Origin of the sequence: Porphyromonas levii DSM 23370 (genome assembly GCF_000379925.1) — a bacterium.
GTDB lineage: Bacteria > Bacteroidota > Bacteroidia > Bacteroidales > Porphyromonadaceae > Porphyromonas_A > Porphyromonas_A levii.
The window spans coordinates 1-8373 of sequence record NZ_KB904307.1; the positions used below are offsets into that span (position 1 = coordinate 1).

General features: G+C 52.7%; 4 protein-coding genes and 1 pseudogene. 1 reads left to right on the top strand and 4 read right to left on the bottom strand.

Annotated features, from left to right (window positions below):
* A pseudogene (locus tag A3GG_RS13915) lies at positions 1–274 on the top strand (IS1634 family transposase); the annotation flags it as partial.
* A gap of 187 nt (positions 275–461) precedes the next feature.
* On the opposite strand, the gene A3GG_RS0110610 reads toward A3GG_RS13915, so the two are convergent.
* The 4 genes from A3GG_RS0110610 to A3GG_RS0110625 all read right to left on the bottom strand — a co-directional run bounded on the left by A3GG_RS0110610 (position 462) and on the right by A3GG_RS0110625 (position 7860).
* Entirely contained in the window at positions 462–1685 is a 1224-nt protein-coding gene (locus tag A3GG_RS0110610) for a glycosyltransferase (protein ID WP_018359271.1), read from the bottom strand.
* Positions 1682–2803: a 4-phosphoerythronate dehydrogenase gene (locus tag A3GG_RS0110615; protein WP_018359272.1), complete on the bottom strand. Its 1122-nt coding sequence runs from the start codon at positions 2801–2803 to the stop codon at positions 1682–1684. The genes A3GG_RS0110610 and A3GG_RS0110615 overlap by 4 nt, the downstream gene beginning before the upstream one ends.
* A 110-nt stretch (positions 2804–2913) precedes the next feature.
* Positions 2914–6588: a phosphoribosylformylglycinamidine synthase gene (purL, locus tag A3GG_RS0110620; RefSeq protein ID WP_018359273.1), complete on the bottom strand. Its 3675-nt coding sequence runs from the start codon at positions 6586–6588 to the stop codon at positions 2914–2916.
* A gap of 258 nt (positions 6589–6846) precedes the next feature.
* Positions 6847–7860 carry a M23 family metallopeptidase gene (locus A3GG_RS0110625; RefSeq protein ID WP_018359274.1) on the bottom strand — a complete coding sequence of 338 codons (1014 nt, stop codon included), beginning with the start codon at positions 7858–7860 and terminating at the stop codon, positions 6847–6849.
* Positions 7861–8373: the final 513 nt, after the last annotated feature.

Consider the following 8373-nt stretch of genomic DNA (forward strand, 5'->3'; position numbering starts at 1 on the left):
CGAAGCACACCTTTTCTTCGGACTCCTCGCCTATTGGGTGGTCAATAATATACGTGTACAACTGAAAGGAAAAGGAATCAGACATTATTGGAAAGAGATCGTCCGAATAATGTCCACCCAAAAAGCAGTTACGACGGAAGCCACCAACATGCTAGGGGAAAAGGTGGTNCTCCGAATTTGTAGCGACCCACCACCAAACGCCAGAAAAATCTACCAAGCCCTAAACTATAAAACCCACCCATTTAGAAAAATCAAAATTTGTAGTACACAGTAACTCTTCAAAAAAAAGACAACAACAATAATAACAGTCACTTACACTCCGACAGGGGGCAAACTTGGGCTAAATTGTTATCGCTCATACCTTTCACTAATACCCTATATCAGCAAAATTTATTCCTAGGAATAAATTTATTTATCTCTAGGAATAAATTTGGTTGCTCAGGCGAGAGAACGGTGCGGCTCTACTGAGGCGTATCGAGGTAGAGCTGTACCAGCTTTTGCCCCACTATCTCTTGGGCAAAGTGCTGCACGGTAGCAGCGATGGCGAAGGGGGCTCGTGGGCGCTGAAGCTCGCTCCACTCCACCACAGCGAGTGCCATAGCCTCTAGGTCGTAAGGCGCAATCAGGGCGCCATTGCCCTGCTCGGGCTGGATGATATCTGCCATGCCGCCCACTTCGAAGGCGACTGCCGGCACACCACAGGCTATCCCCTCCACTAGGGTGGTCACGAGCGATTCGAAGCGTGAGGTGCAGAGCAAAAGGGTGGCTTCCTGATAGAGCTGAATCAACTGAGCTTGCTCTAGGCGCCCTAGGTGGGTAACCCGGATAGGGAAACCCTCGAGTGCGGCGTGCTCTTTCACCTCTCCCACGATGTAGAGGTGCGCTTCTCGCTCGAAGTATTCGGAGTGGCGGACAGCATGCCTCAGCATGGCACGGCAAAGGTCGAGCCCTTTCACAGGGTCATCGGCACGAGCAGCCACAAAGAGGAGTTTACGTTCGGTAGTAGGTGAGGAGGGGGGCTGGGGTTTGAATCGATCGAGATCAATAGGATTTGGGAGTGCTGTCACCCTACTCTCTGCAAAGAGTTTGGCATGCCGTGCATAGGTAGCGAGGGCATGGCTGACCCCCACCACATGCACTTTGTGGAGCGGTAACTGAGCTTTCTGATCAAAGACCCTGAAGCTGAGGTCCTGCATCTTGCGGCTGCCCAAAAGGGGACAATGACCGCAGTGGCTCCTAAAGGCTTCGCAGAAAGAGGTCTGCCCATCCTGCCCGATAACGTAAGGGATGTGGCACCCTCCGGTGAGCGCCCAGAGGTCGTGAAGTGTCCAGAAGAATCGTTTACCTTGAAGGCTCAAGAGGCGTTGTAGTCCTTGAAGCGAGAGGAACCCCTGCTGCACCCAATGGATATGGATTATCTCCGCCCACTCTACCCAAGGATGGTGTGCGATATCCACCCCTCGGGAAGCAGTGGAGAACCGAAACAACTGAGAACGGTTGTAGTGAACGGCATGGAAGACATCGGCACGCTCGGCAAAGAATGCTGCCTTGTGGCGAAGACCAAAGTCGGTGCCCCAGAGCACTCTCACCTCCATACCTGCCCGCTCGAGCGCTTCCTGTGCTCGGCGAACTGCCACAGCGGCACCGCCCCCACGGGGATAGGTATTGAGGAGCAATACCTTCATCGCTCCAGTATATCAAAGCCTAAGGCTCGTGCGGAGTCGACTTCACCGCCAAGTTCATCGGCATAAAGACGATACTGCGAGGGCTCGTAGGGATAGGGATGGGTGCGACGAAGCGCCTCGAACTGGTGCCTATTGCTACGGAAATTACGGTCGATAGCTCGGATATCGAAGCACTGTAGAAGGGCTTCATATAGGGGTTGCGAACTGGTAAGGTGCAAAGTAGGGTCGCCCAATTCGGGGGGATAGAGAAGCCCCCTGCGCTTGGTGCTAAGCCCGAAGTACGCCAGACCGTGATCTACACAGGTGCGGGCGCCATTGGCCTTGCCTTGGGCAGAAAAACCTGCGATATGAGGGGTGGCGAGCCAAGTGGCATCGAGGAGTGCCTCCGAGGGGTGAGGCTCGCCCTCCCAACAGTCTATTATGGTGCGCTCTATGCGCCCTTGGCGTAGCCCCCTGAAGAGCGCCCTATTGTCCGTCACGGGACCTCGGCAAGCATTCATCACAATAGGCTTTCGCTCGAGTGCATCGATAAAGTTATCATCGAGGAGGTGCACCGTCTTGTACTGCCCTTCCTTAGTCAGCGGGGTATGGAAAGCAATCACATCGGAGCGGGTAGCTATCTCATGCAGGCTTACGAACCCATCGGCACCCTCTTGCGCAGCGCGTGGAGGGTCGTTGCGCAATACCTCCATGCCGAGGGCTTTGGCATTGCGCTCTATAAGGCGTCCGACATTGCCTACACCTACGATGCCAAGCACCTTACCCCGAGGATCGAAACCGCTCTCTGTGGCAAGGAGGGCGATGGCGGAGGCAAAGTAGAGCGCCACCGCCTCGGCATTACAGCCCGGGGCAGCGTACCACGTGATGCCTACCTCTTGGCAGTAGGCGGTATCGATATGGTCAAAGCCAATGGTAGCAGAGGTAATCAGCTTCACGCTAGAGCCCTCCAGGAGTGCCCTATTGCACTTGGTGATGCTGCGTACAATCAACCAGTCTGCCCCCTTTATCGTCTCTGGCGTAAACTCCGCCGACGGTAGGTAGGTCACCTCTCCCAAATCCTCCAGCACGCCCTTTACATAGGGCACAGAGGCTTCTGCCACTATCCTCACTCTCTTCATAGCACTTAGAATAATCGTCTCCCCCTACAAAGATACCATTTATCGGCAATAAAAAAGTGGCTATACAGGGGCTGCCCCGCATAGCCACTACTTATTCTTACTTCCGGCTCTTACTTCTTCAGCCAGTTATAGGCGTTGGTAAACATGGTGAACCAAGGGGTAACTTCGTCGTGCCTATCCTCGGGGTAATAGCCGCATTGCCATGGGAAGATGCTACGCTCTGGGTGTGGCATCATGGCGAGGTGGCGACCATCGGCACTGGCGAGCGCTGCGATACCTGCGGGCGAACCGTTGGGGTTGGCTGGGTAGGCATCGTAGGTGTACTGGGCAGCTATGTTGTACTGCTCCAGACCGTAGGGGAGGTCGAAACGCCCTTCACCGTGGGCAACCCAACACCCTACTGTAGTGCCAGCGAGTGAACTGAGGAAGACGGAGTTGTTCTCAGGGATGGTGAGGGAAACAAAGCTACTCTCAAACTTGCCTGAGGCATTATGTGCCATCTTGTGCTTAGACTCGTGCTCGGGATAAAGGAGCTCCAGCTCGCCCATGAGCTGACAGCCGTTGCAGATACCCAGTGATAGGGTATCCTTACGAGCGTAGAATTTATCGAGTGCTCGCCTAGCTTTGTCGTTGTACTTAACGCCTGCGGCCCAGCCCTTAGCGCTACCCAAGACATCGGAGTGGGAGAATCCGCCACAGAAGACTATCAATTGGACGCCCTCAAGGGTCTCTCTGCCGGTCATGAGATCGGACATGTGCACATCCTTGACATCGAACCCAGCAAGGTAGAGAGCGTAAGCCATCTCTCGTTCTCCATTGGTGCCCTTGTCGCGAATAATAGCTGCGGTGACACCACTACGCATATCCTCTTCGCGCTGTGGGCGGAGGGTATTGATGCTGGATGGGATCACGAACTTGAGTGGTTGCTTGCCGCGGTTGGCTTGTCTTGCCTCGGCAGCAGCGGCTTTGGTCTGGTAAGGCTCCATAGCATCGGTAGCCACACTCCACTGACGGAGTAGTTCCTCCATTGTCCACTGCAATGAGAGATCGGCACTCTGTATGGAGAGCACAGGGGTATCGGTAGTCTGGGCAATTGCCTTGAAGTCTATGCCATTGCCCGAGAGATAGTTCTCGAGCGCTGCACCATCGGTAGTGAATACCAATAGTCCGCTATTCTCGGCAAAGAGCGAGGTAGCGAGCTGAGCGGTAGGTGCGCTGACCTCGATACCGCCTCTACCATTGGCGAGCATCATCTCTACGAGAGCGGTGATGACACCACCGGCACTAATATCGTGTACTGCGGTGATGAAGCCACGCGACATCGCCTCCTGAAGCACGCCAAACGCCTTGACGAAATAAGCTGGGTCGGCAATATCTGGCACCTCGGCACCAATCTTGCCCAAGGTCTGATAGAGTGCCGAGCCACCGAGTCGCGCTTCCATGCGGGAGAGATCGACCTGGTAGATGGTGCCCTTACCGTACCAAGCGGCATCTACAATCCTCTGTACGTCCGACACCTCGCCTGCAGCCGAAACTATCAGTGTGCCAGGAGAGAGCACTTTGCTACCATCGGGGTACTTCTGGGTCATAGAGAGGGAGTCCTTACCTGTGGGAATATTTACGCCTAGTGCCTTAGCAAAGTCACTTGCCGCACGTACAGCGGAGTAGAGACGAGCGTTCTCGCCTTCGTTTCTGCACGGCCACATCCAGTTGGCAGAGAGGGATACGCTCTTGAGACCTTCCTTTAGCGGAGCGCCTATGATATTGGTGAGCGCCTCGGCAATCGCCATTCGGCTACCTGCAGGAGCGTTTGCCATCGCCACTTGTGGCGCATGTCCGATCGTGGTGGCAATACCCGCCTTACCCTGGTAGTCCAGTGCCATGGCGCCTAGATCCGCTAGTGGCAACTGATGAGGTCCTACACACTGCTGGCGTGCTACCTTACCTGTCACCGAGCGGTCTACCTTATTGGTGAGCCAATCTTTATTACCTACGGCTTCGAGAGCGAGGACGTTGCGAAGGTGCTCTGCGAACTTATCCGAAGCGAGTACCTCTGCCGCTGGCTCGGAGAAGGTCTGTTCGAGCGTGGTATCGGTCATTATCGTCTTGGGCGCTGAGCCGAAGAGCTGGTCGAGCTTCATATCGAATGGCTTCTTACCATCGGGTTGCTCAAACGTTAGTTCCATATCGCCAGTTGCCTCGCCTACTACATAGAAAGGTGCCTTCTCGCGCTCGGCAATCTTCTGAAGCCCATCTATATCGCCCGGCTTCACGAGTAGCCCCATGCGCTCTTGGCTCTCATTGGAGATAATCTCCTTGGCAGAAAGCGATGGATCGCCTACTGGCAATTTATCGATATATACCCTACCGCCCTGTGTCTCCACTAGCTCGCTCAGGCAATTGAGGTGCCCGCCAGCGCCATGATCGTGGATAGAGACGATGGGGTTGATATCCCCCTCTGCCATCGCACGGATCACGTTGGCGACCCTCTTCTGCATCTCGGGGTTGGATCGCTGAACGGCGTTGAGCTCTATGGCGTCTTCGTACTGACCGGTATTGACAGAAGAGACAGCGCCTCCACCCATGCCGATGCGGTAGTTGTCGCCACCCATCACCACGATCTTATCGCCTGGCTCTGCCTCTCCCTTGAGGGCATCGCGCTCTGTGGTAAACCCGATACCGCCAGCTAGCATGATCACTTTGTCGTAACCCCATGTAGCGGCACCCTCTTGGTGCTCAAATGTGAGGACCGAACCCGTAATCAGGGGCTGACCGAACTTATTACCGAAGTCGCTTGCTCCGTTACTCGCCTTGGTGAGTAGCTCTTGTGGCGTCTGATACAACCAAGGACGAGCCGAAATCATCTGCTCCCATGGCTGATGGTTCTCACGGGTATAAGGCGTCATGTATACCGCTGTGCCTGCAAGTGGGAGACTGGCTTTACCGCCAGCTAGTCGGTCGCGTATCTCTCCGCCCGAGCCAGTAGCGGCACCATTGAAAGGCTCTACCGTGGTAGGGAAGTTATGGGTCTCGGCCTTGAGAGAGAGCACAGACTTGGCTTTGCGCACACGGAAGAAGTCGGGCGCAGTAGCGCTCTTAGGAGCGAATAGCTCCACCTCTGGTCCTTTGTTGAATGCTACATTATCCTTGTATGCCGATACGAGATTATTGGGATGCTCTGCCGAAGTCTCTTTGATCATCTTGAAGAGCGAACGCTCCTGCTCTACCCCATCGATAACGAAGGCACCGCCAAAGATTTTGTGCCGACAGTGTTCCGAATTGACCTGAGAGAAGCCAAATAGTTCGCTATCAGTGAGCGGACGCCCAAGCTCTTTAGCTACCTGTTCTAGGTACTCTATCTCCTCATCGCTCAGCGCAAGCCCCTCCGCCTCGTTGTAGCTACGGATATCCTTCACCTCGATGATATGCTCAGGCCCATTAATAGCGGAATCAAAGATATTGGCGGCTAGTCCGTTGTACCGCCTTAGGAGCATCTTATCGAACTTAGCATCGCTCTCCACAGGGGTGAAGAACTCTATGCGGTCTATCCCCAAGCGTGCTGCCACACCCATATTCTGGGTTATCTCCACTGCCGTAGTACTCCAAGGGGTAATGAGTTCGGCTCTTGGCCCTACATAATTGCCACCCAGACTAGATGGATCCACCAGCACAGCACCGCCGAACAGCCACTGTAGAGCTTGCTCATCTGCGCCCTCTATAGGATGGCTATGCCTTACAGCAAACACCTGTTTGTCACTCGCTTGGAAAAAGGTCACTCTCTTCATCTCACCACTCTATGTAATATGTATATTCTATGCTCTCTGATAGAGCTACAAATTTACCAATATTTTGCTATAAAAAGTAAATACCAACTAAAGTCCAATAGGCACACCAAGGCGCCATTCATCTATTCGCACCACCCAGTAAGATCGGACAAAAAGAGAGGGCGTGCCAATGGTTCTGCGAAACAAAACACACAGGCACGCCCTCTATCTTATCTATTCTATGAAACCATAGAACGCACTATGGCACGTCATCTCTCGTTAGCCCACTCGGAGGCTACGCCCCACCTTCAAAGTTGTCCTAGCACTTATACGGTTCAGCTTGCATATCTTTGAGACCGTAGTCCCATACCTCTTGGCGATCTCTGCAAGGGTATCACCCCGCCTTACACGGTGCATCTTCACACCATCGCCACGGTTACCGCTGGAGCGAGAAATCCTAGCCTTGCCATTGCCTCCATTGTAGTTCTTCGCTAGCACTAGGTACTCGCTAGACTGTGGCACACCTGTATAGAAGTTGATCAACTTCTCAGGATTGAGCGCCTGTCCTAGGTATCGGCACTCGAAGTGGAGGTGAGGACCTGTACTCCTACCGGTATTACCGCCCAATGCAATGGGGTCTCCGGCACGCACCACTTGATCCTCCTTAGCGAGGATACGGGAATTGTGCGCATAGAGGGTCTCAAGCCCATTGGTGTGGCGCACTACTACGTACCTACCGTAACCTCTTCCATCGTAATCCACCATACGTACCTTACCATCGAAGGCAGCCCTTATCGTATCGCCAACCCTTACCGAGATGTCAATACCGTAATGCATCCTACGAAAGCGACGACGGTAACCAAATTTACTCGTCACGCGCTTGAGCTCGTCTAGGGGATAAACAAACTGTGTGAGATCCACAACAAACGAATCAGGCACATCGGCTCTGATACTTCCAATAAAAGGATTAACGGCATCGCTATGCCAAGACTCTACACCGTAGAGATCTACTGAGGGGAACTCCAAGTCCTCCTCGCTAATCACGTCGTACCCCATCTCCTTATTGATGGCCTTGGAGTAGTCCGAGATTTTCTTCTTGTCCAGAAAGCCGTTGTTATCTGCTAGCAAACTAGCCATCTCCGTGATACTACCGCCCTCTTTGGGTGGAGCTGTCGTCGCCACTTTGGGACTCTTACTCGTAGTCTGCTTGGTCTGCCTTGGCGGCACTTGAGCACTGGTAAGTCCAGCAAGCGCAAAGCAAGTGCATAGAGCAAGTACAATTCTACCTGTCATTACCTTTTAAACTTAAAAATAACGTATCAAACCCGCCTATGAAAAGGCGAATAAAGTGTGCTGATGACTGCTAGAATTTTATCTAAAGATCAAGCCAATCAAGGTTTTGAACAGCTTATCTCCACAGATAAAACACTTCAATCGACCGCAAGATACAAATTATTTCCGAAGAGCAAAACCCATTTAGGATATTTATGCAGTTTAACCCGATATGACGGATAAAATAGATTCCTCACCCCTCAATTACCCCTTACTGAAAACCGCTCGCCTGAGTCGTCATTGCGACTCAGGCGAGCAACAAAATTTATTCCTAGGAATAAATAATTTTATTTGTACAGATAATTAAATTTATTCCTAGGAATAAATTTCACTGATATAGGGTCCTAGATTCCGCAAAGTATAGATCGGCGCTGTTGGGGGTAGTATTTGGGGGTACTTTGGGGTGCTCTTTGCTGTATTTTGGGAGGTGTTTGGCTGTTTTGGAGATTGGTCTTTGTCTTTTTTATCTATTTA

Excerpts from the sequence above, each read along its gene's own strand:
- purL (WP_018359273.1), bottom strand. The coding sequence starts at position 6,588 with ATGAAGAGAGTGACCTTTTTCCAAGCGAGTGACAAACAGGTGTTTGCT.
- A3GG_RS0110615 (WP_018359272.1), bottom strand. The coding sequence starts at position 2,803 with ATGAAGAGAGTGAGGATAGTGGCAGAAGCCTCTGTGCCCTATGTAAAG.
- A3GG_RS0110625 (WP_018359274.1), bottom strand. The coding sequence starts at position 7,860 with ATGACAGGTAGAATTGTACTTGCTCTATGCACTTGCTTTGCGCTTGCT.
- A3GG_RS0110610 (WP_018359271.1), bottom strand. The coding sequence starts at position 1,685 with ATGAAGGTATTGCTCCTCAATACCTATCCCCGTGGGGGCGGTGCCGCT.